The following is a 25,708-nucleotide window of genomic DNA, read 5'->3' on the forward strand; positions in this document are numbered from 1 at the left end:
GCGGGCGGTGCGCCCGGGTGACGTCAGGCGAGCGCGGTTGCGAGCTCGACCGACGCGAGCCCGTGCGCCGTGCCCACCGCCTCGTTCGTCACGTGCCCGTCGTGCGTGTTGAGGCCGAGCGCGAGCGAGGCGTCGCCGCGCAGGGCGTCGCGCCAGCCGCGGTTCGCAATCGCCCGCACGTACGGCATCGTCGCGTTCGTGAGCGCGTGCGTCGACGTCGACGGCACGGCGCCCGGCATGTTGGCCACGCAGTAGAAGATGCTGTCGTGCACGCGGAAGGTCGGCTCGGCGTGCGTGGTCGGGCGCGAGTCGGCGAAGCAGCCGCCCTGGTCGACGGCGATGTCGACGAGCACGCTGCCCGGCTTCATGCGCGAGACCAGCTCGTTGCTGACCAGCTTCGGGGCCTTCGCGCCCGGGATGAGCACCGAGCCGATGAGCAGGTCGGCCTGCACGGCAGCGCGCTCGATCTCGTAGCCGTTCGAGGCGATCGTCTTCACGCGGCCCGCGTAGAGCGCATCGAGCTCACGCAGACGCTGGATGTTCGTGTCGAGCACGGTCACGTCAGCGCCCAGGCCGACCGCCATCGCGACCGCGTTGGTGCCCGCGACACCGCCGCCGAGCACCACGACGTTCGCCGGGTGGGTGCCGGGCACACCCGGCACGAGCAGGCCAGGGCCGCCGTTCGGGCGCATCATCGCGTTCGCGCCGACGATCGGGGCCAGCCGGCCGGCGACCTCGCTCATCGGGGCCAGCAGCGGCAGCGCGCGCGAGGGCAGCTGCACCGTCTCGTACGCGATCGCGGTGACCTTCGACTCGAGCAGCGCGTGCGTGAGCTCCTTCTCGGCAGCGAGGTGCAGGTAGGTGAACATCACCATGCCGGGGCGGAAGTGCCCGTACTCCGAGACGATCGGCTCCTTGACCTTCAGCAGCAGCTCGGCCTCGCCCCACACCGTCGCGGCGTCGTCGACGATGCGCGCACCCTGGGCGGCGTAGGCCTCGTCGGTGATCGACGAGCCGAGACCGGCGCCGGCCTGCACGATGACCTCGTGCCCGTTCGCGACGAGGTCGTGCACCCCCGCGGGGGTGATCGCCACCCGGTACTCGTTGTTCTTGACCTCTGCGGGAACCGCGATTCTCATGTTCTGACTCCTGTGTGGGCGAACGCGCCAAGCGGAGCCGACGCTCCCGTGCGCTGCGGGATCAGCGTAGCGCTCTTCCGCAATGGATTCCGCACCGTTTTTCGCCGAAAGGTGCTGATTTCGTGAAGATTGTGTTTCAGAATGGATGAATCGGGCCGCACAGGGTGCGGTGACCCGGGCGGTGTGTCAGTATCAACGCACCGTCACCCCTGTCAGGACACCGTCGTACCTCACACCGCGTAAGGAGCAGCGCCATGCACCGTCCGCTTCCCGAAGACCCGATGATCCGCAGCCTCATCGCGCAGGCCAAGCGGGCCCAGCTGAGCCGCCGTGCGATGCTCGCCGGCACGGGCGCCGGCGCGACCGCCCTCGCGCTCGCGGCCTGCGCGACGGGTGCCGAGGAGCTCACCCCCGCTGAGGATGTCAGCGACACCGACAAGACGCTGAACTGGGCGAACTGGCCGTTCTACATCGACGAGGACGAGGAGGGCGGCTACCCGACCCTCGAGCGCTTCCAGGAGCAGACCGGCATCGAGGTGACCTACCTCATCGACGTCGACGACAACAACTCCTACTTCGCCAAGGTGCGCGACCAGCTCGCGCTCGGCCAGGACATCGGTGCCGACACCGTCTGCCTCACCGACTGGATGGTCAACCGCTGGATCCAGCTCGGCTACACGCAGGAGCTCAACAAGGACAACATCCCCAACGCCGCCAACCTCGTCGAGAGCCTGCAGAACCCGGCCTTCGACCCGGGCCGCGTGCACTCCCTGCCTTGGCAGGGCGGCTTCGCCGGCATCGCCTACAACGTCGAGGAGACCGGCGAGGTGCGCTCGGTGAGCGACCTGTGGCGCGCCGACCTGAAGGGCCGCGTGGGCGTGCTCTCCGAGATGCGCGACACGATCGGCGTCATCATGCTCGAGAACGGCGTCGACATCTCCGGCGACTTCTCGGCCGACGAGTTCAACGCCGCGCTCGACATCTTCCGCGAGCAGGTCGAGTCCGGGCAGATCCGCAACGTGCGCGGCAACGCCTACACGGAGGACCTGGTCAACGGCGACACTCTCGCCGCGATCTGCTGGTCGGGCGACATCACGCTGCTGAACTTCGAGGCCGGCTACGAGAAGTGGAAGTTCGTCCTCCCCGAGGGAGGCGCGACGCTCTGGAACGACAACTTCCTCATCCCGATCGGCTCGCCGCGCAAGACGAACGCTGAGACGCTCATCAACTACTACTACGAGCCCGAGGTCGCGGCTGAGGTCGCCGCGTGGGTGAACTACATCACCCCCGTCGAGGGCGCCTACGAGGCCGCGCTCGAGATCGACCCCGAGCTCGCCGAGAACCAGCTCATCTTCCCCAACGCCGAGACCCTCGCGCAGGCGAAGATCTTCCGCGGCCTCTCGGCCCAGGAGGAGAACGAGTTCCAGTCGGCGTTCCAGAGCATCCTGCTCGGCTCGTAGTCGACGGCTCGTCCGTCTCCCCACCCCTCATCACCCGAAGGAGCACCACCGAGGTGTCGAACAGCGCTGTTCCCCAAGGGGGATTCGCCGAGGCGGGTGCCGATCTCGAACTGGTCGGCATCACCAAGCGTTTCCCCGGCTTCACCGCGATCGAGGATCTGGACCTGCGCATCCCCGCAGGCTCGTTCTTCGCGCTGCTGGGCCCGTCCGGCTGCGGCAAGACCACGACCCTGCGTCTCATCGCCGGGCTCGAGGAGCCGACGGCCGGCCGCATCCTCATCGGGGGGAAGGACGTCACGTCGACGAAGGCGTTCCAGCGCCCGGTGAACACGGTGTTCCAGAGCTACGCGCTCTTCCCGCACATGACGATCCTGGAGAACGTCGCGTTCGGTCTGAAGCGTCGCAAGGTGGCGAACGCGGATGCTCTGGCTCACGAGGCGCTGCGTCTGGTCGAGCTCGACCACGTGTCGGCGCGCAAGCCGGCGCAGCTCTCCGGCGGGCAGCAGCAGCGCGTGGCGCTGGCGCGCGCGGTCGTGAACCGACCCGCGCTGCTGCTGCTCGACGAGCCCCTCGGCGCCCTCGACCTCAAGCTCCGTCGGCAGATGCAGATCGAGCTGAAGGACATCCAGGACACGGTCGGGCTCACCTTCCTCCACGTCACGCACGATCAGGAGGAGGCCATGACGATGGCGGACACGGTCGCCGTCATGAACAAGGGCGTCATCGAGCAGATGGGGCCGCCGCAGGAGCTCTACGAGCTGCCCCGCACAGCGTTCGTCGCGACCTTCCTCGGTCAGTCGAACCTCATGACGGGCCGCGTGGTGAGCTCGGGCGGCACGTCGATGGTCGTCGACGTCGCCGCCGGCCAGGTCGAGGTGCCTGCCGAGCGCGCGCAGCGCACCTCCGGCGAGGTCGTCGTCGGCATCCGGCCCGAGAAGGTCACGCTGCACGCGAGCGACCCCGGCCGGCAGACCGGTCGCAACGTCGTGGGCCCCGGCCGCATCACCGACGTCTCCTTCAGCGGCGTGAGCACCCAGTACGAGATCACCTCGCCTGCGCTCGGCGTCTTCACCGTCTTCGCGCAGAACACGAGCATCTCGCGCATGCACCACGACGGCGACGAGGTCTGGATGAGCTGGGAGGTGGGGCACACCTTCGGCCTCGCCGACGAGCCCTCGTCGGTGTCGGCGAACCGGTTCGCCGACGACACCGACACGAGCATGATCGCGACCCAGCGTCGCGAGCAGCTCGAGGCGGAGTTGGAGGGGGCCTGATCCATGGCCTTCGGCGCCTTCGCGACCGCCACGACGGCGGCTGAGCCGGCGGCCCGCAGGAAGAGCCCCATCGCGCTCCTGCTGCTGCTGCCCGGTCTGTTCTACCTGGGCCTGTTCTTCCTGGTCCCGCTGCTCTCGCTCGTCATCACGAGCCTGCAGGAGCCCGACCCGCTGATCTTCGGGCAGTACCAGAACGCGTTCCGGTGGGAGAACTACGTCACCGTGCTCGAGCAGTACTGGCCGCAGGCCGTGCGCTCGTTCGGGTTCGCCGCCGTCGCGACGCTCTGCGCGCTGCTCATCGGCTTCCCGCTGGCGTACTTCATCGGCATCACCCTGCGGCGGTGGCCCCTGCTGCAGGCTCTCGCCCTCGTGCTCGTCATCGCTCCGTTCTTCATCTCGTTCCTGCTGCGCACGATCGCCTGGAAGCAGATCTTCTCCGACGAGGGCCCGGTCGTGGGCTTCCTGCAGTCGTTGGCGATCCTGCCGCCGGGCGTCGCGATCACGGGCTCGGCGTTCGCGGTGATCTTCGGTCTGACGTACAACTTCATCCCGTTCATGACGCTGCCGATCTACACCTCGCTCGAGCGGCTCGACCTGCGCTACGTCGAGGCCGGGGGTGACCTGTACGCGAGCCCGCGCTCGACGTTCTTCCGGGTCACCCTGCCGCTCGCGGCGCCGGGCATCATGTCGGGCACGCTGCTGACGTTCATCCCGGCGGCCGGCGACTACATCAACGCCAGCCGCGAGTTCCTCGGCTCGACCGACACCGCGATGATCGGCAACGTCATCGAGGCGAACTTCCTCGTGCTGCAGAACTTCCCGGCGGCGGCGGCGCTCTCGCTCGTGCTCATGGCGGCGATCCTCGTGCTCGTGAGTGTCTACGTGAAGCGCAGCGGAACGGAGGACCTCCTGTGAGAGGCTTCGGCAAGTACGCGATCTGGGTCTACTCCGCGATCGCGCTGACCTTCCTGATGATCCCGATCGTCTACACGATCGTGTTCTCGTTCAACGACTCGCGACGCACCAACATCGTCTGGCGCGGCTTCACGCTCGACAACTGGCTGAACGTCTGCGAGGCGCAGGGCGTCTGCCAGGCGTTCGCCAACAGCATCCTCATCGGCGTCGTCGCGACGATCCTCGCCACGACGCTCGGCACGATGATCGCGATCGCCCTCGTGCGCTACCGCTTCCGGTTCCGCTCAGCGACGACGCTGCTGCTCTTCCTGCCGATGGCGACCCCGGAGGTCGTGCTCGGCGCGGGTCTCGCCGCGCAGTTCCTGCAGGCCGGCGTGCCGAAGGGCATTGGCACGATCATCCTCGCGCACACGATGTTCTGCATCAGCTTCGTCGTGGTGACGGTGCGGGCGCGCGTGGCGAGCCTCGATCCGGCGCTCGAGGAGGCCGGGCGCGACCTGTACGGCTCGCCGCGCGCGGTGTTCTGGCGCATCACGTTCCCGCTGCTGTTGCCGGGCATCATCGCCGCCGCGCTGCTGTCGTTCGCGCTGAGCTTCGACGACTTCATCATCACCAACTTCAACCGGGGCGCCGACGTGACCTTCCCGTCGTACGTCTACACGGCGGCCGCGCGCGGCATCCCGGCCGAGGCGAACGTCATCGCCTCGGGGGTGTTCCTGCTCGCGATCGTGCTCGTGGTCGTCTCGCAGGTGTCGGCGGCGGCGCGTCGCCGGCGCCTGGCGAAGGCGAGCTGAGCCGCCCGAGCAGCCAGCGACGGCGCACGACCTCCCGGGGTCGTGCGCCGTCGTCGTCCTCGCGGACGGGCGGCTCAGCGGGCGGTGCTCTGCGGCCGGCGACCCCGGTCAGTGCACGGTGACGTGCAGCCGGCCGACGACCTCGTCGCCGCCGAGCACCGGCTCGACCGTGGCGCCGAGCACGGCGTCGGCGGCGCTCGCCTCGATGAGCCCCTCGGCGACGAGCAGGGCGAGCGCGACCGGCGTCGTCGCCCGCATCGAGCCGTCGAGCACCTTCACGGCGACGGCGGCGCCCGAAGGATGGCCGATGACGACGAGGCCCTCGGCGCCGATCTTCGCGATCACGCCGAGCCGCTCGATCGCGAGGGTGTTCGCCCGCCCCGGCCCGTCGATCGCCCACGGCTGGGCGGCGACGGCGTGCATGAGCCGCGCGGCATCCGCGGTCTCGCCGCTCGCGACCCGCGCGATGCCGCGCGCGAGCGCCGCGAGCGAGGTGGCGTGCAGCGGCGCGCCGCATCCGTCGACGCTCGTGGCCCGCACCGGTTCACCGGTCCACGCCTCGATGGTCTCGACGATGCGGCGCTGCAGCGGATGTTCGGGCGAGAGGTAGCTCGCGGCGTCGGCGCCGAGTGCGTCGCTCGCGCGGAGGAACCCGGCGTGCTTGCCCGAGCAGTTCATCGTGATGCGTGCCGGCCCGAGCCCGGCTGCCCGACGCTCGGCGCGCTCGCGGGCGCCGAGCGGCCACTGCGCTGGGCACTGCAGGGCGGAGGCGTCGCGACCGTCGGCGGCGAGCATCCGTTCGACGACAGCGAGGTGCGCGGGCGAGCCGCAGTGCGAGGCGGTGGCCAGCACGAGCTCATCGTCGGCGAAGCGCGCCCCGGTGCCGAGCACCGCGAGGGTCTGCAGCGGCTTGAGCGTCGAGCGCGGCCAGACGGTCGCGTGCACGTCGCCGACCGAGCGCAGGATGCGCCCCGACGCGTCGACGACGGCCGCCGCCCCGAGATGGCGCGATTCGATCACGCCGCCGCGCTCGATGACCGCGAGCTCGACCGAGCCGCCCGCCGTGAGCGCACCCGCGTCACCCGTGTCGCCGACGCCGCCGGCGCGGCCCACGCTCAGGGGCGCACCGACGGCTGCCGGTGGCGCCGCGCCAGGCCCCCCGGGCGCGGCACCGCCGGGGCTCACGCCTTCGAGAGGGCCGCGTCGAGCACCGAGACGGCGTCGCGCAGCAGCTCGTCGCTGATGACGAGCGGGGGCAGGAAGCGGATGACGTTGCCGTAGGTGCCCGCCGTCAGCACGAGCACGCCCTGCTGGGCGGCCTCGGCGGCGATGCGCGAGACGGTCGCCGCATCGGGCTCGCCCGTCTCCGGGTCGACGAACTCGATCGCGAGCATCGCGCCGATGCCGCGCACGTCGCCGATGACCGGGTGCTTCGCCTGCAGCTCGCGCAGCATCGGCATCAGCGTGCTCTCGATGCGCTTCGCGGCGCCGAGCAGGTCGCGTCGCTCGATCTCGTCGAAGACGGCGATCGCGGCGGCGCACGCGACGGGGTTGCCGCCGTAGGTGCCGCCGAGGCCGCCGGCGTGGGCGGAGTCCATGATCTCGGCGCGGCCGACGACGCCAGCGAGCACCATGCCGCCGGCGATGCCCTTGGCCGTCGTGATCATGTCGGGCTCGAGGCCGAAGTGCTCGCTCGCGTACCAGGCACCGGTGCGGGCGACGCCCGACTGCACCTCGTCGGCGACGAAGACGATGCCGTTGGCGCGGCACCACTCCTGCAGCGCCAGCAGGTAGCCCTCGGCCGGCACGATGAAGCCGCCCTCGCCCTGGATCGGCTCGGCGACGAGGCACGCGAGATCCTGCGCGCCGACGCGCTTCTCCAGGTACGAGATCGTGCGCTTGGCCGCCTCCGCGCCCGAGAGCCCGTCGTGGAAGGGGTAGGAGTTGGGCGCGTGGTGCACGTCGCCCGCGAACGGCCCGAAGCCGAGGTTGTACGGCATGGCCTTGAAGTTCATGGCCATCGTCAGGTTGGTGCGGCCGTGGTAGCCGTGGTCGAGCACCGCCACGCCGTTGCGGCCGGTGTGCTTGCGCGCGATCTTCACCGCGTTCTCCAGCGCCTCGGCGCCGGAGTTCACGAGCACGACCTTCTTCGCGAAGTCTCCGGGCGTGCGCTCGACGAGCAGCTCGGCGACGCGCACATACGGCTCGTAGGGGGTCACGGTGAAGAGCGTGTGCGTGACCTTCGCCACCTGCTCCTGCACCGCGGCGACGACCGCGTCGTTGGTGTGCCCGGCGCCCATGACACCGATGCCGCCGCCGAGGTCGATGAAGTGGTTGCCGTCGACGTCGACGACGACGGCGTCGTGCGCGCGGTCGATGTAGACGGGGAGAGTCGTGCCTACGCCGCCGGAGACGACGGCGAGGCGGCGCTCGTGCAGGGCCTGCGACTTCGGGCCGGGCACCGGGGTGACGATACGGCGCTCCTGGGCGACCTCGTGGTCGCCGAACGCGGCGGGAGCGGGCGCGGAGAGGGTGTCAGTCATGATGGGGTGAGTGTACTCCCGGGTGCTCCGCCCGGGTCGGGAGGAAGGGGCCCTCATGGGGGCGCATCACGGCTACGCGGTCCGCATCGAGTGGACGGGCAACCGAGGCGAGGGCACGGCCTCGTACCGGGCCTACGGTCGCGACCACCGCATCCTCGCCGAGGGCAAGAACCACGCGATCGACGGCTCGAGCGATCGCACCTTCCACGGCGACGCTGAGCGCTGGAACCCGGAGGAGCTCGTCATCGCCGCCCTCGCCCAGTGCCACATGCTGAGCTACCTGCACGTCGCCGCCGTGAACGGGCTCGTCGTCGTCGACTACTCCGACGATGCGACCGGCACGCTGCAGACGCAGGGCGACGGAGGGCGGCTCACGGAGGCGACGCTGCGCCCGATCGTGACGCTCGCGGCGCATCACACGGCGGCGGATGCGGACCGGGCCGCGCAGCTGCACGAGCGGGCGAGCGAGTTGTGCTTCATCGCCAACTCGGTGAGCTTCCCGGTGCACCACGAGGTGCGCATCGAGGTCGCCGCCGGCTGAAGCCCCTCGGAGCCGGTGCCAAGGCCGGGCGTGCGAGGATGGGAGCTTCGTGCTCGCTGACGCAAAGGACTCACTCGTGCGCCGCACCTCCGCCCTCCTGCTCTCGCTCGGCCTCGCGGCCTCCCTCGCCGCCTGCGCTCCGACCGCCGACGGCGGTGCGGACGACGCCGAGGCCACGTCGGAGGCCTGCCAGCCGGCCGCCTCCGGTGCCGCGTCGGAGTCGGTGACGGTCGCCGGCGACATCGAGTCGCAGCCCGAGATCACCTTCAACGGCCCGCTCGAGGCAGAGTCGACCGAGCGCACGATCGTCATCGAGGGCGACGGCGCCGAGGTCGCCGAGGGCGACACGGTCAACGTGAGCTACACGATCCTCAACGGCGGCACCGCCGAGCAGATCGAGACCACGTGGGAGGCCGGGCAGACCGTGCAGGTGCTCGTCGACAGCGAGTCGCAGCTGCTGTCTGGCCTGTCGAAGTCGCTGCTGTGCGCGCCGGAGGGCTCGCGCGTCGTCGGCGTCATCCCGCCGGCGGAGGCGTTCGGCGCCGAGGGCCAGCCGCAGTTCGGTCTCGAGGCCGACCAGTCGCTCGTGTTCGTCGCCGACGTCGTGTCGATCGCCCCGCAGCCGCTCGAGCGCGCGGAGGGCGAGGCCGAGGAGGCTCCCGAGGGCTTCCCCGCCGTCGAGCTGGGCGAGAACGGCGCTCCGACCATCACGATCCCCGACGAGGAGCCGCCGACCGAGTTCCAGCTCGCGACGCTGATCCAGGGCGACGGCGAGGAGGTCGGCGCCGACGACACCGTGACGGTGCACTACACGGGCATCAACTGGAACACCGGCGAGGTCTTCGACTCCAGCTGGGAGCGCGGCCAGCCCGCGTCGTTCCCGACCAGCGGTGTGATCCCCGGCTTCCGTGACGCGCTCGTGGGCCAGCTGGTCGGCTCGCAGGTCATCGCGATCATCCCGCCGGAGCTCGGCTACGGCCCGCAGGGCGGCACGCCCGACGGCTCGATCGGCGCGGAGGACACGATCGTCTTCGTCGTCGACATCCTCGCCACCTCCTAGCCGTCGCCCCGCTCCGATCGAGGGGCGGCGGATGCCCGGCGCGCGTCGGGCAGGATGGTCAGCATGCGCGACGTCATCATTCTCGGCTCCACCGGCTCGATCGGCGTGCAGGCGCTCGAGGTGATCGCGGCGAACCCCGACCGGTTCCGCGTGGTCGGGCTCGCCGCGGGTCGCAATCGCGAGCTCGTGGAGGCGCAGGCGCGAGCCCACTCCGTGGAGCACGTCGCCCTCGGCGCCGAGGCCGCGGCGCAGCTCGTGCGGGATGTCGCCTGCGACGTGGTGCTCAACGGCATCACCGGGTCGGTCGGTCTCGCGCCCACGCTCGCGGCGCTGCAGGCGGGGCGCATCCTCGCCCTCGCCAACAAGGAGAGCCTCATCGTCGGCGGCTCGCTCGTGACCTCGCTCGCCGCGCCCGGCCAGATCGTGCCGGTCGACAGCGAGCACTCGGCGATCGCGCAGGCGCTGCGGTCGGGTGAGGCGCAGGAGGTGCGTCGGCTAGTGCTCACGGCGAGCGGCGGGCCGTTCCGCGGGCGCACGCGCGACTCGCTCGCCGGGGTCACCCCCGCTGAGGCGCTCGCGCACCCGACGTGGGACATGGGCCGCGTCATCACCACCAACTCCTCGACCCTCGTCAACAAGGGGCTCGAGGTCATCGAGGCGCATCTGCTGTTCGACGTGCCCTTCGACCGCATCGACGTGACCGTGCACCCGCAGTCGATCGTGCACTCGATGGTCGAGTTCGTCGATGGCTCGACGATCGCGCAGTGCTCACCGCCCGACATGCGCCTGCCCATCTCGCTCGGGCTCGACTGGCCGCACCGCGTGCCCGGCGTCGGGGCGCCGCTGGACTGGACGACCGCGAGCACCTGGACCTTCGAGCCGCTCGAAGATGAGGCGTTCCCGGCCGTGCGGCTGGCGAAGCGGGTCGGTGACGCGGGAGCGACCTACCCGGCGGTGTTCAACGCGGCCAACGAGCAGGCCGTGCACGCCTTCCACGACGGCGCGATCGGCTACCTGGGCATCCTCGACGTCGTGAGCGAGGTCGTCGAGCGGCACGAGGCGCAGCCGATGACCCTGGAGGGCGTGCTGGAGGCCGAGCGCTGGGCGCGCGCGGAGGCCGACGCGCTCATCGCGGGCGGGGCGTTCGCGGCCTAACGGCCTCGTCAGTCCTTCGGCTTGCCGTGGCCGGGAGGCGGGCCGGGCTCGCCGGGATTGCCGTTCCCGTTCCCGTTCCCGTTCCCGGTGCTCGGCGCCGTCTGCTCCGGGGCTGGCGCGGGCTCGCCGGTGGCGCCGCCGCCGGTGCCCCCCGAGTCGCTCGAGGGCGCCTCGGGGTTGACCGGGGCCGTCGGCTCCGCCGTCTCGCCCTTCGCTTCGGCGAGGGCGGCCTGCAGGTCGTTCCGCACGAGGCCGATCGCGACCATGATCGCGTCGAAGCGCGTGTCGCTGAGGTCGCCGCGCGAGTAGGCGGCGATGGCGGCGGCCTCGAGCTCGTCGAGGGCGCCGGCGGCTTCCGCCCAGGCCCCCGCGCTGGCGGATTCGGAGACCGCGAGCACGCCGGCCTGCAACTCTTCGGCCGCCGCCGCCGTGAAGACGCGCTCCGGTGCCGCGGGCGCGCATCCGCTCATGGCGAGCACGAGGGCGATCGCGATGGCGGCGCGGGTGCCGTGGCTGGCGCTCATCGCGCGACCAGTCGCTGCAGGAGGTCGAGATGGTCGCCGAGCGCGCCGTCGACGGCCGGGTAGGCCGGCTCGACGACGACGGGCTCCGTCTCCGGCGGGGCGGTGAGCGCCAGCGGCAGCCCCACGGCGAGCGCGGCGACGGCCACGCCGACGGCGGCGAAGGCGAGCAGCGCGCGCCGCCCTGCCGGGGGTGACCCGAGGTAGTCGGCGTCGGCCGGGCCGCGCAGCCGCACGCGGCGAGACTCGGCCGTCGCGACGACCGGGTCGACGGCGAGAGCGTGCTCGATCGTCGCGCTCTCGGGTGTCGTCGTGGCGCGCGCGGAGCGCTCGCTCCCGCCGTGCGGCGCGGGCTCCGGCGGGCTCGCCGCGAGCGCGGCCGTCGGCTCGTCGAGTGCCGAGACCGCGGCGGTCGCGCCCGTGGTGCCGAGCGGCGGGGCGGATGCCCGGCCGAGGCGCCGCAGGGCGCGCACGAGCTCGTTCGCCGCGGGTCGGTCGCCCGGCTCGCGCGCCACGCACGCGCCGATGATCTCCCGCCAGGCCGCCGGCATCGTCGTGGGCAGCTCGGGGGAGCGGTGCAGCCGCGCGGCGAGCGCCTCGATGCCCGTGCCGGGGAACGCGCGCTGGCCGGTGTGGCACTCCAGCAGCACGAGGCCGAGCGAGTACACGTCGCTCGGGGGCCCGACGACCTCGCCCAGCGCCTGCTCGGGGCTGAGGTAGTTCGCGGTGCCGAGCACCGAGCCCTCGCTAGTGCGCCGGCTGCCCTCGACGAATCGGGCGATGCCGAAGTCGGTGAGCTTGGCCACGGGCAGGCTGCTGTGCGAGCGGTCGCCCGGCAGGAGGATGTTCGCCGGCGTGACGTCGCGGTGCACGATGCCGTGCGCGTGCACGTAGGCGAGCGCGTCGGCGATCGATCGGCCGAGCAGCCTGATCGCGGCCGGCTCGAGCGGACCGTTCTTCAGGCGCGCCCGCAGGTCCGGGCCGTCGACGTGCTCGAGCACGAGCACGCCCGCGCCGCCGTCGCACTCGAAGGCGTCGAAGAGCGTCACGAGGGCCGGGTGGGTGAGCCCGGCGAGCAGGCCGATCTCGTCGCGCTGCCGGTCGAAGTCGCCGCGCGTGGCCTGATGCCCGCCGAACACCTTGAGCGCGACGGTGCGACCGAGCGTGAGGTCGGTCGCGGCGTAGACGACCGACATCCCGCCGCGGCCGATGCGGCGGTCGATGCGATAGCGCGCACGGATGACGCTCCCGACCCGGGGGTCGAGCGCTTCGCCGTGCAGCGCCTCGATCGTCATCGCCCTCACGGTAGCCCCGAGGGGGCGTGCGGCCCGAAGGGAGCAGGGGGGCTTGCGCGCGCCCCGCGACCCCGCTAAGCCTGTGCGCGACCGGGGCCTCGCCGCGCGCAGCCGAACGGATCAGTCGTCCTTCTTCGGGCCCTTCTCGTCCTTGCGATCGTTGCCGCGATCCTCCTCCGCCTGCCGCGCCGCCTCCTCGGCGGCCTGCCGTTCGGCCTCGGCCTGCGCTGCCGCCTCAGCGGCGGCGCGCTCCGCCTCCGCGATCGCCGCGTCGACGTCGGCGCGTACGAGCGCGAGCGCGCTCATGATGGCGTCGTAGCGCTCGCGGGTGATCTCACCGCGGGCGAGGGCCGTCGCGGCGCTCGCCTCCAGCTCCATCAGGCGCGTGGATGCTCCGGCCCAGTCGCCCTCGGCGCTCGACGTGCTCACCGCGAGCACGTGCTGCTGCAGTCGCTCGGCGGTCTCGGGCTCGTAGGCGGGCGCTCCCGCGCACCCGGCGAGCAGCAGCCCGGCGGCGGCGACGATGGCGATGCTCGTGGCACGACGGCGGGTCATGGTGCCACGCTCCTCTGCAGCTGCTCGAGGTGGTCGCCGAGCGGCCCCTCGACGACGGGGTAGTCGACGCTCGCCGGCTCGGGCTGCGAGCCGAGGCCCCCGATCGCGAGAGTCGCGCCGATGCCGATGACGAGCACGGCGATCGCCGCGCCGACGGTGACGAGCACGGGCAGCGGGTGGTCGCGCAGCACGGCCAGCCGGCCCGCGCGGCGGGAGGCCCCCGGCTCAGGTGACTCGCGGTCGGCGGAAGACTCGGCGTCGCCGTGCGCGGTCATCGCCGCGGTGGGAATGTCGGCGGAGGAGGGGGCGCCCACCGAGTCGGCGGGCGTGCTCTCGCCGATCGCCTCGGTGACGGCCGTGGGCATGGCCGGCAGCACGCGCGTGGCGTCGAGGCTTGTGTCGACGGGGAGGAAGGCGGGGATGGCGGCGATGCCGCGGAGTCGTTCGGCCACCTCGCGCGCCGTGGGGCGGTCGTCGGGCTCGCGCGCCGTCATGCCGCGGAGCAGGCCCGCCCACTCCGGGGCCAGATCCGGCGGCAGGAAGGGGTCGCGCGCGAGGCGGGCGGCGGCCGACTCGACGCCCGTGCCGGGGAAGGCGCGCTCGCCCGTGAGCGCTTCGAGCAGCACGAGCCCGAGCGAGTAGACGTCGCTCGCGGGCCCGACGGTGCCGCCGATGGCCTGCTCGGGGCTCAAGTAGTGCGCGGTGCCGAGCACGGCGCCGGTCGCGGTGACGCGCGTCTCGTCGACGAGTCGTGCGATGCCGAAGTCGGCGAGCTTCGCGCGGGGAGCCGTGTCGGTGCCGTCGTGCGCGGGCACGAGGATGTTGCCGGGTTTGACGTCGCGGTGCACGATGCCGCGATCGTGGCTGTAGGCGAGGGCATCGGCGACGGCGGCGCCGATGACGGCGACCTCCTCGCCCGGCAGGCGCCCGGCATCCATGGTCAGGCGCAGATCGTCGCCGTCGACGAGCTCGAGCACGAGCACGGCGCCGCCCTCCTCGGTCGACGACGCGTCGTAGAGCGTCACGAGCCCGGGGTGGTTGAGCGAGGCGAGCACGGCGACCTCGGCCTCGTGCCGGCGCATGTCGTCCCCGTCGGCGAGCTCGGGCTTGAAGATCTTCAGCGCCACGCGGCGGGGCAGCTGCTGATCGGCGGCCTCGTAGACGCTCGCCATGCCGCCGCGGCCGATGAGCCGCTCGACGAGGTACCGGTCGGCGACGACCGTGCCGACGCGATCATCGGTCGGCTGCTCCGTCCGGGTCGCCCCGTCTACCCCCGTCATAGGGGTCCATGCTACCCGTGACGCTCGGCCGACGTCAGGGTGGCGCCCAGCAGGGCTCCAGCGGTCGCGTCGGCGCGCGGCGCTACAGTGGCGCCGTGGAGGCCGTGCTGCTGTACATCCTGGGCGTGCTCGTCGTCGTGGTCGGCCTCGTCGTCTCGATCGCCCTGCACGAGCTCGGGCACTTCGTGCCGGCCAAGCGCTTCGGCGTGCGCGTGGGCCAGTTCATGATCGGGTTCGGCCGCACGATCTGGTCGGTGCGCCGCGGCGAGACGGAGTACGGGTTCAAGTGGATCCCGCTCGGCGGCTACATCTCGATGGCCGGCATGTACCCGCCGGTCGAGGCGGGCGGTCGGGCGCGCACCGCGTCGACGGGCTTCTTCCAGACCCTCGTGCAGGATGCCCGCTCGGCGTCCGCCGACACGATCGTGGAGGAGGAGCGCACCTTCTACCGCCTGCCCGTCTGGAAGCGCATCATCGTCATGCTCGGCGGGCCGTTCATGAACCTCGTCATCGCGGTCGTGCTCTACGCGGTGCTGCTCGTCGGTTTCGGCCTGCCGCAGCCCTCGACGACGCTCGGCAGCGTCTCGGAGTGCGTGCTGCCGGCCACGAGCGAGCGGCAGGAGTGCCAGCCGGGCGACCCCGCCGCACCGGGCGCCGAGGCGGGCCTGCTGCCCGGCGACCGCATCGTCTCGATCGACGGCGAGCCGATCGAGGAGTGGGCCGACGTCACCTCGACGGTGCGCCCCGCCGCGGGGGATGCCCTGCAGGTCGTCATCGAGCGCGACGGCGCCGAGCGCACCCTCACGATCACGCCCCTGCTGACCGAGCGGTACGCGCTCGACGCCGAAGGTCAGCCGCTGGAGGGCGAGGGCGGCGAGCTGCTCACCGAGGAGGTCGGCTTCGTCGGCATCGCCCCGGCCTACGAGACCGTGCAGCAGCCGATCACGGCGGTGCTGCCCGCCGTGGGCGACAACGTGAGCGCGGTCGTCGGCATCATCCTGAACCTGCCGCAGCGCATGATCGACGTCGCCGAGGCGGCGTTCGGCCCCAACGAGCGCGACCCGAACGGGCCCATCAGCGTCGTCGGCGTCGGGCGCATCGCGGGCGAGATCGCGAGCCTCGACTCCGCGCCCGTGGCCGACCGGGTGGCGAGCCTGGTCGGGCTGCTCGCCTCGCTCAACGTGGCGCTGTTCGTGTTCAACCTGATCCCGCTCATGCCGCTCGACGGCGGGCACATCGCCGGCGCCCTGTGGGAGGGCCTGCGGCGGCGCATCGCGGCCCTGCGCGGCCGACCCGACCCCGGCCCGATCGACACGGCGAAGCTCGTGCCCTTCACACTCGCCGTCGTCGTCGTGCTCGGCGCGATGAGCGCCCTGCTCATCTACGCCGACATCGTCAAGCCGGTCTCGCTCTTCTAGCGGCGGCGGATGCCCGGCGCGGGCCTCACACCGCCTCGAGCAGGATCGCCTCGCCCTGCCCGCCCCCGCCGCACAGCGCGATCGCGGCGCGGCGGGCCCGCCCCGCCGCGATCGAGTGGGCGGCGTGCACGGTGAGCCGCGCGCCGGAGGCCCCGATGGGGTGCCCGAGCGCGATGGCTCCGCCGTCGGGGTTCACGATCGCGAGGTCGAGCTCGAGGTCGCGCGCCGACTGCAGCGAGACGGTCGCGAAGGCCTCGTTGATCTCGACGTGGTCGAGCTCGTCGGCGCGCCAGCCGGCGCGCTCGAGCGCGCGGGCGATGGCGCGCGCCGGCTGCCCGTGCAGCGAGTTGTCGGGCCCAGCCACCTGTCCGTAGTCGACGACGCGCGCGAGCGGCGTGAGGCCCTGCTCGCGAGCCCACGACGCGCGGGCGAGCACGAGGGCGGCGGCGCCGTCGCTGAGCGGCGAGGCGTTGCCGGCCGTGATGGTGCCGTCGGGAGCGAAGGCGGGCCGCAGGCGGGCGAGCGTCTCGACGGTGCTGTCGGGTCGCACGCCCTCGTCATCGGTGACGGCGACGGCGCCGCCGCGCGCGGGCACCTCGACGGCGGCGAGCTCGGCGGCGAAGCGCCCCGCCGCGTGCGCGGCCGCGGCCCGCTGGTGCGAGGCGGCGGCGATCTCGTCCTGCTCCTGCCGCGTGATGCCGAGCGGCCCGACGTGGCGCTCGGTGCTCTCGCCCATCGAGATGCCGTCGGTGGTGTCGGTGAGGCCGTCGTGCGCGATCGAGTCGAGCGCGCTCACCGAGCCGTAGGCCCAGCCCAGGCGCACGCCGGGCAGCAGGTGCGGCGCGTTGGTCATCGACTCCTGGCCGCCGGCGACGACGACGTCCGCGTCACCGAGGCGCAGCATCCGGTAGGCGTCGACGACGGCGACCGCGCCCGACAGGCAGACCTTGTTGAGCGTCATCGCGGGCACCGATCGCGGGATGCCCGCCGCGCGCGCCGCCTGGTGCGCGGGGTTCTGACCGGCGCCGGCCTGCAGCACCTGCCCCATGAGCACGTGACCGACGGCGTCGCCCGGCACGCCGGCCGAGCGCAGCGCCGCGGCGATGGCGGCGGAGCCGAGCTGCACCGCCGTGAGCGGGGCGAGGGCTCCGCGCGCGCGCCCCTGCGGGGTGCGGGCGGCGCCGAGGATGACGATGTCGTCGGTCATGGGAGTGCTCCTTCGCGCTCGGTCGCCGGCGCCTCGTGAGCGCTCGTGCGGATACCAATGACAGTAGCGCCGTCCGGTGGGTAGGGTGCCAGTGCCGAGTCGGGCTGTGAGCGGCAACGGGGCCGCGCCGACGCCGACTCGGGGAGGGGCGGGTCATGTCGATCGACAAGACCGTCGGCTCGGCTCACGAGGCCGTCGCCGACATTCCCCGCGGGGCCAGCATCGCCGTCGGCGGGTTCGGGCTCTGCGGCATCCCGATGGTGCTCATCCAGGCGCTGCTCGACCAGGGCGCCGACGAGCTCAGCATCGTGAGCAACAACTGCGGCGTCGACGACTGGGGGCTCGGCGTGCTGCTCGCGGCCCGCCGCATCCGCAAGATGACCTCCTCCTACGTCGGCGAGAACAAGGAGTTCGAGCGGCAGTTCCTCTCCGGCGAGCTCGAGGTCGAGCTCACGCCGCAGGGCACGCTCGCCGAGAAGCTGCGCGCCGGCGGCTCGGGCATTCCCGCCTTCTTCACCCAGACGGGCGTCGGTACGCCGGTCGCCGAGGGCGGCCTGCCGAGGCGATACGCCGCCGACGGCTCGGTCGCAGTCGCCTCCGAGCCCAAGGAGGTGCGCCGGATGCCCTACCGGGGCCGCGACCGCGAGTTCGTGCTCGAGGAGGCCATCACGACCGACTTCGCGCTCGTGCACGCCGCCGCCGCCGACACGCACGGCAACCTGATCTTCGAGCAGTCGGCCCGCAACTTCTCGCCGCTCGCCGCGATGGCCGGAGCGGTCTGCATCGCGCAGGTCGAGCGGCTCGTGCAGCCGGGCGAGCTCGATCCGGACGCGATCCACCTGCCCGGCGTCTTCGTCGACCGCGTCGTGCTCGTCGGGCCCGACATCGAGAAGCGCATCGAGCGCCGCACCGTGCGTGCTGCCGAAACGGGGGAGTGACATGGCGCTCACCCGCCTTGAGATGGCCGCGCGCGCCGCCCGCGAGCTCGCCGACGGCTCGTACGTCAATCTCGGCATCGGCCTGCCGACGCTCATCCCCAACGTGCTGCCGCCCGGCGTGACCGTCGTGCTGCAGAGCGAGAACGGCATCCTCGGGGTCGGGCCGTACCCCGAGAAGAGCGCCGTCGACCCCGACCTCATCAACGCCGGCAAAGAGACCGTGACGGTCGAGCCGGGCGCCGCGTTCTTCGACTCGTCGCTGAGCTTCGGCATGATCCGCAGCGGCAAGATCGACGCCGCCGTGCTCGGCGCCATGCAGGTGTCGCGGGCGGGCGACCTGGCCAACTGGATGATCCCCGGCAAGATGGTGAAGGGCCCCGGCGGGGCGATGGATCTCGTGCACGGCGCTCGCCGCGTCATCGTGCTCATGGAGCACGTCGCGAAGGATGGCTCGCCGAAGATCGTGCACGAGTGCTCGCTGCCGCTGACCGGCCGCGGCGTCGTCGATCGCATCGTGACCGACCTCGCCGTGATCGACGTCACCCCCGGCGGCCTCGTGCTCGTCGAGTGCGCGCCCGGCGTGACGGTCGACGAGGTGCGAGCCGCGACCGAACCCGAGCTCCTGCTCAGCGCCGTGCCCTAGTCTGGGCGAGTCCCTGAGGGGCGCCTCGTGCGCCCGTGCTCCACCCGAAAGTCGAGTCGCTCGTGCCCGCTGTCAATCTCGGAATGCCCAAGGTTCCCGAGGTGCTCGCTCCTCGCCGCAAGACCCGCCAGATCAAGGTCGGCAAGGTCATGGTCGGCAGCGACCACCCGGTGAGCGTGCAGTCGATGACGACGACGCCGACGACCGACATCAACGCCACGCTGCAGCAGATCGCCGAGCTCACCGCGACCGGCTGCGACATCGTGCGCGTCGCGGTGCCGAGCCAGGACGACGCGGATGTGCTCCACATCATCGCGAAGAAGAGCCAGATCCCCGTCATCGCCGACATCCACTTCCAGCCGAAGTACGTCTATCAGGCGATCGACGCGGGCTGCGCCGCGGTGCGCGTGAACCCCGGCAACATCCGCAAGTTCGACGACCAGGTGGGCGAGATCGCGCGTCGTGCGAAGGAGGCCGGGGTGAGCATCCGCATCGGCGTCAACGCCGGCTCGCTCGACCCTCGCCTGCTGCAGAAGTACGGCAAGCCGACCGCCGAGGCTCTCGTCGAGAGCGCCGTGTGGGAGGCGAGCCTGTTCGAGGAGCATGACTTCCACGACTTCAAGATCTCGGTCAAGCACAACGACCCGATCGTCATGGTCAAGGCCTATCGCCAGCTCGCCGAGCGGGGCGACTGGCCGCTGCACCTCGGCGTCACCGAGGCCGGGCCCGCGTTCCAGGGCACGATCAAGAGCGCGACCGCCTTCGGCATCCTGCTCAGCGAGGGCATCGGCGACACGATCCGTGTCTCGCTGTCGGCGCCCCCGGCGGAGGAGGTCAAGGTGGGCCTCAAGATCCTCGAGAGCCTCAACCTGCGCGAGCGCAAGCTCGAGATCGTCTCCTGCCCCTCGTGCGGCCGGGCGCAGGTCGACGTCTACACCCTCGCGGAGGACGTCACGAAGGGCCTCGAGGGCATGACCGTGCCATTGCGCGTCGCCGTCATGGGCTGCGTCGTGAACGGTCCGGGCGAGGCCCGCGAGGCCGACCTTGGCGTCGCCTCCGGCAACGGCAAGGGCCAGATCTTCGTCAAGGGCGAGGTCATCAAGACCGTGCCCGAGAACGAGATCGTCGCCACCCTCATCGCCGAGGCGAACCGCCTCGCCGCCGAGATGCCCGCGGGGGCCGTCGGCGCGCCCGAGGTCGTCACGGCGTAGCGCTCGCGCCGGGCATCCGCCGCCCGCTGGCCCCATGTTGGGGGACTGATTGCCGCGCGCGCGGCGTCAGTACAGTGAAGCCATCGGCCGGGGGAGGCCGTCTGCGAACGGCGCCGGGGGGCGGCGTTCGACCTGCGAGGGTCGTCAGGGGAATCCTCCGTCGAGCTGGTTTCCCGCGGCGCGCGTTCAGCGCGCAGGCGGGAAGGGCCTGCGAGCGACCCAAGCCCCCCTTGCCGTCGCTCGCAGGCCTGTTTCATGATGCCGCTCGAGCGCGCTACGGCCCCACAACGGGGGGTGCCGTGTCGAACTAGGCTGGGTGGGTGCCCACCCGTCTGTCACAGCTCTTCGTCCGCACGCTCCGCGACGACCCCGCCGACGCCGAGGTCGCCAGCCACCGGCTGCTCGTGCGCGCCGGCTACATCCGGCGCCAGGCGCCGGGCGTCTTCGCCTGGCTCCCGCTCGGGCTGCGCGTGCGGCATCGCGTCGAGCAGGTGATCCGCGAGGAGATGGCGGCGATCGGCGCGCAGGAGGTGCTGTTCCCCGCCCTGCTGCCCCGCGAGCCCTACGAGGCCACCGGCCGCTGGGAGGAGTACGGCGACGGCATCTTCCGCCTCAAGGATCGCAAGGGCGCCGACTACCTGCTGGCCCCCACCCACGAGGAGGTCTTCACGCTGCTCGTGAAGGACCTCTCCTCCAGCTACAAGGATCTGCCGCTGTCGATCTACCAGATCCAGGACAAATACCGCGACGAGGCTCGGCCGCGGGCTGGCCTGCTGCGCGGGCGCGAGTTCTCGATGAAGGACGCCTACTCGTTCGACGTCGACGACGCGGGCCTCGACGCCTCGTACGCCGCACAGCGCGGCGCCTACGAGCGCATCTTCGCCCGGCTCGGGCTCGACTACGTCATCGTGCAGGCCGATGCTGGCGCGATGGGCGGCTCGCGCAGCGAGGAGTTCCTGCACCCCACGCCCATCGGCGAGGACACCTTCGTTCGCTCGGCCGGCGGCTACGCCGCGAACGTCGAGGCCTACCGCACGCAGGCGCCCGAGGCGCGGCCGATCGAGGGGATGCCCGCCGCCGAGATCGTCGACTCGCCCCAGACCCCGACCATCGCCACGCTCGTGACGCTGCTCAACGAGCGCCACCCCCGGGCCGACCGCGCGTGGGAGGCCGCCGACACGCTCAAGAACGTGGTGCTGCGCCTCACGCACCTCGACGGCTCGACCGAGCTCGTCATCGTCGGCGTGCCCGGCGACCGCGACGTCGACATGAAGCGTGCGGAGGTCGCCTTCGCGCCCGCCGCCGTCGACGCCGCGACCGACGAGGACTTCGCCCGCCACCGCGGCCTCGTGAAGGGCTACATCGGGCCGTGGTCGCCGAGCGGGCCGGTGCTCGGCGATACCTCGAGCACGGGCATCCGCTACCTCGTCGACCCGCGCGTCGTCGACGGCACAGCGTGGGTGACCGGCGCGAACGTCGACGAGCAGCACGTCATCTCGCTCGTCGCGGGCCGCGACTTCGTCGCCGACGGCACGGCCGACATCGCCGAGGTGCGCGCGGGCGACCCCGCTCCGGACGGCTCGGGCCCCGTCGAGCTCGCGCGCGGCATGGAGATCGGGCACGTCTTCCAGCTCGGGCGCAAGTACGCCGAGGCGCTCGGCCTGCAGGTGCTCGACGAGAACGGCAAGCTCGTGACCGTCACGATGGGCTCGTACGGCATCGGCGTGACGCGCATCCTCGCCGCGATCGCCGAGGCGAACCACGACGAGCGCGGGCTCATCTGGCCGCGCCAGGTCGCGCCCTTCGACGTGCACGTCGTGGCGACCGGCAAGGACCCGGTCGTGTTCGAGATCGCCGAGACGCTCACGAGCGAGCTCGAGGGCGAGCGCTACGAGGTGCTGCTGGATGACCGGCCCAAGGTCTCGCCCGGCGTCAAGTTCGGCGACGCCGAGCTGCTCGGCGTGCCGCTCGTCGTCATCGTCGGGCGCAACGCGGCCGAGGGCGTCGTCGAGTTCTGGGATCGCCGCACCGGCGAGCGGCGCGACGTCGCGCTGCACGAGGTGCTCGCGGCGATCCGAGCGGCCGACTGACCGGGCGGCGCGGCGGGGTGGACTGACCGGTTCACCCCGCGTTCACCCGCGGGGCGACGGAGCGTCGCCCGGCGGTCACGAGGAGGTCGCGCCCCCGCGAGAGCGTGGCGGAGCATCCGTCACCACCTCGAGGGGGAACCGACCATGACCATCAGCGCCGACCGCGAGACCCGCCCGCGCCTGCCGATCGTCGACCACGCGCGCGGCAAGCGCTCGCCCGTGACGTGCCGCCTGAAGTGCGCCGACGCGTGCCTCGGGCCGGAGTGCAACCAGAGCGCGAACCCCACCTTCCGCTCCGTCGTGCAGACGGCGTTCAGCCGCCGGGCCCTGCTCGGCGGGGCCGCGGCCGGCGCCATCGCGATCGCGACGACCACCTTCGAGCGGCCGACCGCCGCGGTCGCCGCCACTGGTCCCACCGGGCTGCCGTTCGAGCCCATCGCGCCCGTCGACGCGAGCGTCGACTCGTTCGTCGTGCCGCGGGGGTACCAGTGGGCGCCGCTCATCCGCTGGGGCGACCCCGTGCTGCCCGGCGCGCCCGTCTTCGACATCGCGGCCCAGTCGCCCGCGGCGCAGGCGCTGCAGTTCGGCTACAACAACGACTACATCGACATCCTCGTCGACGAGGGCGGGCTCACGGGCGTGCTCGTCGCCAACCACGAGTACGTCAACCCCGGCATCATGTTCCCGCCCTCGAGTGACCCCGCGGAGCTGCGGCGGCGCAGCGAGATCTTCAAGGCGGCGCAGGGCATGAGCGTCGTCGAGGTCGAGCGCGACGCCCCGGGCGCACCGTGGCGCACCGTGCCGGGCGGCCGCCGCAACCGGCGCCTCACCGTCGACACGCCCTTCGCCCTCACCGGTCCCGCCGCCGGATCCTCGCTCGTGCGCACCGCCGCCGACCCGGAGGGCCGCACCGTGCTCGGCACGCTCGGCAACTGCGCGGGCGGCACGACGCCGTGGGGCACCGTGCTGTCGGGCGAGGAGAACTTCAACGGCTACTTCTCGGCGCCGGCGAGCACGCCCGAGCGCGCCCGCTACGGCTTCGCCCAGCGGCCGACGAGCACGGGCTGGGAGACGTGGGACCCGCGCTTCGACGGCACCGCCCCCGGCTACGAGAACGAGGCCAACCGCTTCGGGTACATCGTCGAGCTCGACCCCAGCGACCCCACCTCGACGCCGGTCAAGCACACCGCCATGGGGCGCTTCAAGCACGAGGGCGCCAACGTCACGATCGCCGAGGACGGCCGGGTCGTGGCGTACATGGGCGACGACGAGCGCGGCGACTACCTCTACAAGTTCGTCTCGAAGCACCGCGTCAATCGCGGCCGCGGGCCCGGCGCCCGGAAGCAGAACCTGCGGCTGCTGAGCGAGGGCGACCTGTTCGTCGCGCGATTCACGGGAGACTCGCCCGCCGCCGAGATCGACGGCTCGGGCCGCCTGCCGCAGGACGGCGCCTTCGACGGCTCGGGGGAATGGATCGCCCTCACGCGCAACGGCAGGAGCGCGGTGCCCGGCATGACGGTCGAGCAGGTGCTCGTGCACACGCGCCTCGCCGCCGACCTCGTCGGCGCGACCAAGATGGACCGCGTCGAGGACGTCGAGCCGCACCCGACGACCGGCCGCGTCTACGTCGCCTGCACCAACAACACCCGTCGCGGCATCGACGCGCCCGTCGACGAAGCGAACCCGCGCCTGGCGAACAGGGACGGCCACGTCATCGAGCTCGTGGAGTCGCAGGGGCAGGCCGGCGAGAGCTTCGCCTGGAGCATCCTGCTGCTCTGCGGCGACCCGGCCGGGGCGGCGCTCACCTACTTCGCCGGCTTCCCGCCGGCGATGGTGTCGCCGATCTCGTGCCCCGACAACGTCGCGTTCGACGCCGAGGGCAACCTGTGGATCTCGACGGATGGGGCGCCGAGCTCGATCCGCAGGAACGACGGCCTGTTCAAGGTGCCGCTCGAGGGGCCGGAGCGCGGTCGCGTGCAGCAGTTCCTCTCGGTGCCGCGGGATGCGGAGACCTGCGGCCCCATCATCCGCGTCGACGACGCGATGGTGCTCGTCGCCGTGCAGCACCCGGGGGAGGACGGCACCTTCGAGGCGCCGAACTCGCTCTTCCCCGACTACGGCGCCACCGGCCCGGGCACCGCCGCGGCGCCGCGACCGTCGGTGGTGCAGGTCTGGCGCGCCTGACGCCTCGAGGGTGACCGCTCGCGGCGGCGCGGGCGCGGAAGTCGGGTACCGTGGAGGTCCGACCCGCGCTCGCGCCGCCGCGCAGCGCGTCGCCCAACCGAATAGCGGAGGTACCGACGTGGACATCGACCTGGCAGTTCTGAGGATGATGGAGCGCGAGCGGGAGATCCCGTTCGACGAGCTCGTGCAGATCATCGAGCAGGCCATCCTCACGGCGTACCTGAAGCACACCGACCAGGCCGACCACCGCGGCTCCGACCAGCCCCAGCCGCGCGTCGAGCTCGACCGCAAGACCGGCCACGTGACCGTCTACGCGCCGGTCTACGACGAGGAGGGCCAGGCCATCGGCGAGGCGCCGGACAGCCCCGACGACTTCGGCCGCATCGCCGCCTTCGCCGCCAAGCAGGTCATCAATCAGCGGCTGCGCGACATCGGCGACGACAAGGTGCTCGGCGAGTTCAAGGGCCGCGAGGGCGACATCATCGCCGGCGTGATCCAGCAGGGGCCGAACCCGCGCATGGTGCACATTGACCTCGGCTCGATCGAGGCGATCCTGCCGCCGGAGGAGCAGGTGCCGGGCGAGGAGTACCCGCACGGCAAGCGCATCCGCGTCTACGTTACAAGCGTCGCGCGCGGGCTCAAGGGGCCCTCGATCACCGTCAGCCGCACGCACCCCTCGCTCGTGCGGCGCCTGTTCGCCCTCGAGGTGCCCGAGATCGCCAGCGGCGTCGTCGAGATCACCGCGCTGGCCCGCGAGGCCGGCCACCGCACGAAGATCGCCGTGCGGGCCACCGAGCCCGGCGTCAACGCCAAGGGCGCGTGCATCGGCGAGCTGGGGCAGCGCGTGCGCGCCGTGACCGCCGAGCTGGGGGAGGAGAAGATCGACATCGTCGACCACTCCGACGACCTCGCGACCTTCGTGAAGAACGCCCTCTCACCGGCGAAGGTGACCGACGCCTTCGTCATCGACGCCTCGACCAAGGCAGTGCGGGCGCTCGTGCCCGACTACCAGCTGTCGCTCGCGATCGGCAAGGAGGGGCAGAACGCTCGCCTGGCCGCGAAGCTGACCGGCGCGAAGATCGACATTCAGCCCGATTCCGTGATGGAGGACTGAGCGACGATCGCTCAGGGCGACACGCCCAGCGCCGACGATCGGAAGGGGAGGGGGTAGGATGGAATCCGTCAGAACGTGCATCGGCTGCCGTCGACGCGAATCCCGCTCCTCACTTCTGAGGGTGGTGGCGCGCGCCGGAGCGGTCGAGCCGGATGCCTCCGCCCGCATGCCGGGCAGGGGCGCGTGGGTGCACCGCACTCGCGACTGCGTCGAGATCGCGACCTCGCGACGGGCCTGGGCTCGTGCGCTGCGGGTCGCTGGTCCGCTCGATGCAGGGCCGGTTCTGGCCACCATCGGATCCGTCGGATCCACGAGAGAACAGGCTGATCGGCTCTTGGACAACTGATGAGCGGCTCGAAATGAGACCCGTC

At 72.2% G+C, this 25,708-nt stretch carries 23 protein-coding genes; 15 read left to right on the forward strand and 8 right to left on the reverse strand.

The window, feature by feature from the left end; translation table 11 throughout:
* Positions 1–23: 23 nt before the first annotated feature.
* Positions 24–1,139 carry an alanine dehydrogenase gene (gene ald, locus ID804_RS05230; protein WP_169077937.1) on the reverse strand — a complete coding sequence of 372 codons (1,116 nt, stop codon included), beginning with the start codon at positions 1,137–1,139 and terminating at the stop codon, positions 24–26.
* A gap of 254 nt (positions 1,140–1,393) precedes the next feature.
* Between ald and ID804_RS05235 the strand changes: the two genes are divergently transcribed.
* Genes ID804_RS05235 through ID804_RS05250 form a run of 4 tightly spaced genes read left to right on the forward strand, consistent with a single transcriptional unit; the run spans position 1,394 to position 5,582 of the window.
* The gene (locus tag ID804_RS05235) at positions 1,394–2,599 is read left to right on the forward strand and encodes an ABC transporter substrate-binding protein (RefSeq protein ID WP_169077938.1); all 1,206 of its coding nucleotides are present in this window, start codon (positions 1,394–1,396) and stop codon (positions 2,597–2,599) included.
* Between the two features lie 53 nt (positions 2,600–2,652).
* The gene (locus tag ID804_RS05240) at positions 2,653–3,873 is read left to right on the forward strand and encodes an ABC transporter ATP-binding protein (RefSeq protein WP_188219166.1); all 1,221 of its coding nucleotides are present in this window, start codon (positions 2,653–2,655) and stop codon (positions 3,871–3,873) included.
* Between the two features lie 3 nt (positions 3,874–3,876).
* On the forward strand, positions 3,877–4,788 hold the full coding sequence (locus tag ID804_RS05245; RefSeq protein ID WP_169077939.1) for an ABC transporter permease: 912 nt from the start codon (positions 3,877–3,879) through the stop codon (positions 4,786–4,788).
* A 56-nt stretch (positions 4,789–4,844) separates the two neighbouring features.
* Positions 4,845–5,582, forward strand: a complete 738-nt coding sequence (locus ID804_RS05250) for an ABC transporter permease (protein ID WP_169078701.1) — start codon at positions 4,845–4,847, stop codon at positions 5,580–5,582.
* Between the two features lie 108 nt (positions 5,583–5,690).
* Here ID804_RS05250 and ID804_RS05255 read toward each other — a convergent pair whose 3' ends face one another.
* Both ID804_RS05255 and gabT read right to left on the reverse strand, forming a co-directional pair.
* Positions 5,691–6,695, reverse strand: coding sequence for an asparaginase (locus ID804_RS05255; RefSeq protein ID WP_169077940.1), 1,005 nt, complete (start codon positions 6,693–6,695; stop codon positions 5,691–5,693).
* 68 nt (positions 6,696–6,763) lie between these two features.
* Entirely contained in the window at positions 6,764–8,125 is a 1,362-nt protein-coding gene (gene gabT, locus ID804_RS05260; protein WP_169077941.1) for a 4-aminobutyrate--2-oxoglutarate transaminase, read from the reverse strand.
* A 55-nt stretch (positions 8,126–8,180) separates the two neighbouring features.
* Between gabT and ID804_RS05265 the strand changes: the two genes are divergently transcribed.
* The 3 genes from ID804_RS05265 (at position 8,181) to dxr (ending at position 10,881) form a co-directional block, all read left to right on the forward strand.
* The gene (locus ID804_RS05265; RefSeq protein ID WP_169077942.1) at positions 8,181–8,666 is read left to right on the forward strand and encodes an OsmC family protein; all 486 of its coding nucleotides are present in this window, start codon (positions 8,181–8,183) and stop codon (positions 8,664–8,666) included.
* Positions 8,667–8,715: 49 nt separating this feature from the next.
* Positions 8,716–9,726 carry an FKBP-type peptidyl-prolyl cis-trans isomerase gene (locus tag ID804_RS05270; RefSeq protein ID WP_317451182.1) on the forward strand — a complete coding sequence of 337 codons (1,011 nt, stop codon included), beginning with the start codon at positions 8,716–8,718 and terminating at the stop codon, positions 9,724–9,726.
* A gap of 63 nt (positions 9,727–9,789) precedes the next feature.
* Positions 9,790–10,881 carry a 1-deoxy-D-xylulose-5-phosphate reductoisomerase gene (gene dxr / locus ID804_RS05275; RefSeq protein WP_169077943.1) on the forward strand — a complete coding sequence of 364 codons (1,092 nt, stop codon included), beginning with the start codon at positions 9,790–9,792 and terminating at the stop codon, positions 10,879–10,881.
* Positions 10,882–10,889: 8 nt separating this feature from the next.
* Here dxr and ID804_RS05280 read toward each other — a convergent pair whose 3' ends face one another.
* The 4 genes from ID804_RS05280 to ID804_RS05295 all read right to left on the reverse strand — a co-directional run bounded on the left by ID804_RS05280 (position 10,890) and on the right by ID804_RS05295 (position 14,532).
* Positions 10,890–11,405 carry a hypothetical protein gene (locus ID804_RS05280; protein ID WP_169077944.1) on the reverse strand — a complete coding sequence of 172 codons (516 nt, stop codon included), beginning with the start codon at positions 11,403–11,405 and terminating at the stop codon, positions 10,890–10,892.
* Positions 11,402–12,697: a serine/threonine-protein kinase gene (locus tag ID804_RS05285; protein WP_169077945.1), complete on the reverse strand. Its 1,296-nt coding sequence runs from the start codon at positions 12,695–12,697 to the stop codon at positions 11,402–11,404. Before ID804_RS05285 ends, ID804_RS05280 begins: the two co-directional genes overlap by 4 nt.
* A gap of 120 nt (positions 12,698–12,817) precedes the next feature.
* Positions 12,818–13,252: a mucin-associated surface protein gene (locus ID804_RS05290; RefSeq protein WP_188219167.1), complete on the reverse strand. Its 435-nt coding sequence runs from the start codon at positions 13,250–13,252 to the stop codon at positions 12,818–12,820.
* On the reverse strand, positions 13,249–14,532 hold the full coding sequence (locus tag ID804_RS05295; RefSeq protein ID WP_169077946.1) for a serine/threonine-protein kinase: 1,284 nt from the start codon (positions 14,530–14,532) through the stop codon (positions 13,249–13,251). Before ID804_RS05295 ends, ID804_RS05290 begins: the two co-directional genes overlap by 4 nt.
* Before the next feature lie 95 nt (positions 14,533–14,627).
* On the opposite strand from ID804_RS05295, the gene ID804_RS05300 reads away from it, so the two are divergent.
* Complete coding sequence (locus tag ID804_RS05300) at positions 14,628–15,950, forward strand: M50 family metallopeptidase (protein WP_317451221.1); 1,323 nt, start codon at positions 14,628–14,630, stop codon at positions 15,948–15,950.
* Between the two features lie 25 nt (positions 15,951–15,975).
* Here ID804_RS05300 and ID804_RS05305 read toward each other — a convergent pair whose 3' ends face one another.
* A complete protein-coding gene (locus ID804_RS05305; RefSeq protein WP_169077947.1) occupies positions 15,976–17,157 on the reverse strand; it encodes an acetyl-CoA C-acyltransferase in 1,182 nt (393 codons plus the stop codon).
* A gap of 155 nt (positions 17,158–17,312) precedes the next feature.
* Here ID804_RS05305 and ID804_RS05310 point away from each other — a divergent pair, with 155 nt between their 5' ends.
* The 7 genes from ID804_RS05310 (at position 17,313) to ID804_RS05340 (ending at position 25,683) form a co-directional block, all read left to right on the forward strand.
* The gene (locus ID804_RS05310; RefSeq protein WP_169077948.1) at positions 17,313–18,095 is read left to right on the forward strand and encodes a CoA transferase subunit A; all 783 of its coding nucleotides are present in this window, start codon (positions 17,313–17,315) and stop codon (positions 18,093–18,095) included.
* A 1-nt stretch (position 18,096) separates the two neighbouring features.
* Entirely contained in the window at positions 18,097–18,738 is a 642-nt protein-coding gene (locus ID804_RS05315) for a CoA transferase subunit B (protein ID WP_188219169.1), read from the forward strand.
* Between the two features lie 62 nt (positions 18,739–18,800).
* On the forward strand, positions 18,801–19,949 hold the full coding sequence (gene ispG / locus ID804_RS05320) for a flavodoxin-dependent (E)-4-hydroxy-3-methylbut-2-enyl-diphosphate synthase (protein WP_188219170.1): 1,149 nt from the start codon (positions 18,801–18,803) through the stop codon (positions 19,947–19,949).
* Between the two features lie 320 nt (positions 19,950–20,269).
* Positions 20,270–22,039 carry a proline--tRNA ligase gene (locus tag ID804_RS05325; RefSeq protein WP_188219171.1) on the forward strand — a complete coding sequence of 590 codons (1,770 nt, stop codon included), beginning with the start codon at positions 20,270–20,272 and terminating at the stop codon, positions 22,037–22,039.
* A 144-nt stretch (positions 22,040–22,183) separates the two neighbouring features.
* Positions 22,184–24,223: a PhoX family protein gene (locus tag ID804_RS05330; RefSeq protein WP_169077950.1), complete on the forward strand. Its 2,040-nt coding sequence runs from the start codon at positions 22,184–22,186 to the stop codon at positions 24,221–24,223.
* A 118-nt stretch (positions 24,224–24,341) separates the two neighbouring features.
* The gene (gene nusA / locus ID804_RS05335; protein ID WP_169077951.1) at positions 24,342–25,337 is read left to right on the forward strand and encodes a transcription termination factor NusA; all 996 of its coding nucleotides are present in this window, start codon (positions 24,342–24,344) and stop codon (positions 25,335–25,337) included.
* Between the two features lie 58 nt (positions 25,338–25,395).
* Positions 25,396–25,683, forward strand: coding sequence for a YlxR family protein (locus tag ID804_RS05340; protein ID WP_169077952.1), 288 nt, complete (start codon positions 25,396–25,398; stop codon positions 25,681–25,683).
* Positions 25,684–25,708: the final 25 nt, after the last annotated feature.

It is taken from the genome of Microcella alkalica (assembly GCF_014595885.1).
In the GTDB taxonomy this organism is placed as follows: Bacteria; Actinomycetota; Actinomycetes; order Actinomycetales; family Microbacteriaceae; genus Microcella; species Microcella alkaliphila_B.

Excerpts from the sequence above, each read along its gene's own strand:
- ID804_RS05245 (WP_169077939.1), top strand. The coding sequence starts at position 3,877 with ATGGCCTTCGGCGCCTTCGCGACCGCCACGACGGCGGCTGAGCCGGCG.
- ID804_RS05285 (WP_169077945.1), bottom strand. The coding sequence starts at position 12,697 with ATGACGATCGAGGCGCTGCACGGCGAAGCGCTCGACCCCCGGGTCGGG.
- ald (WP_169077937.1), bottom strand. The coding sequence starts at position 1,139 with ATGAGAATCGCGGTTCCCGCAGAGGTCAAGAACAACGAGTACCGGGTG.
- ID804_RS05290 (WP_188219167.1), bottom strand. The coding sequence starts at position 13,252 with ATGACCCGCCGTCGTGCCACGAGCATCGCCATCGTCGCCGCCGCCGGG.
- ID804_RS05330 (WP_169077950.1), top strand. The coding sequence starts at position 22,184 with ATGACCATCAGCGCCGACCGCGAGACCCGCCCGCGCCTGCCGATCGTC.
- dxr (WP_169077943.1), top strand. The coding sequence starts at position 9,790 with ATGCGCGACGTCATCATTCTCGGCTCCACCGGCTCGATCGGCGTGCAG.
- ID804_RS05265 (WP_169077942.1), top strand. The coding sequence starts at position 8,181 with ATGGGGGCGCATCACGGCTACGCGGTCCGCATCGAGTGGACGGGCAAC.
- ID804_RS05250 (WP_169078701.1), top strand. The coding sequence starts at position 4,845 with ATGATCCCGATCGTCTACACGATCGTGTTCTCGTTCAACGACTCGCGA.
- gabT (WP_169077941.1), bottom strand. The coding sequence starts at position 8,125 with ATGACTGACACCCTCTCCGCGCCCGCTCCCGCCGCGTTCGGCGACCAC.
- ID804_RS05280 (WP_169077944.1), bottom strand. The coding sequence starts at position 11,405 with ATGAGCGCCAGCCACGGCACCCGCGCCGCCATCGCGATCGCCCTCGTG.
- ID804_RS05340 (WP_169077952.1), top strand. The coding sequence starts at position 25,396 with ATGGAATCCGTCAGAACGTGCATCGGCTGCCGTCGACGCGAATCCCGC.
- ID804_RS05315 (WP_188219169.1), top strand. The coding sequence starts at position 18,097 with ATGGCGCTCACCCGCCTTGAGATGGCCGCGCGCGCCGCCCGCGAGCTC.
- ID804_RS05305 (WP_169077947.1), bottom strand. The coding sequence starts at position 17,157 with ATGACCGACGACATCGTCATCCTCGGCGCCGCCCGCACCCCGCAGGGG.
- ID804_RS05310 (WP_169077948.1), top strand. The coding sequence starts at position 17,313 with ATGTCGATCGACAAGACCGTCGGCTCGGCTCACGAGGCCGTCGCCGAC.
- ID804_RS05235 (WP_169077938.1), top strand. The coding sequence starts at position 1,394 with ATGCACCGTCCGCTTCCCGAAGACCCGATGATCCGCAGCCTCATCGCG.
- ID804_RS05295 (WP_169077946.1), bottom strand. The coding sequence starts at position 14,532 with ATGACGGGGGTAGACGGGGCGACCCGGACGGAGCAGCCGACCGATGAT.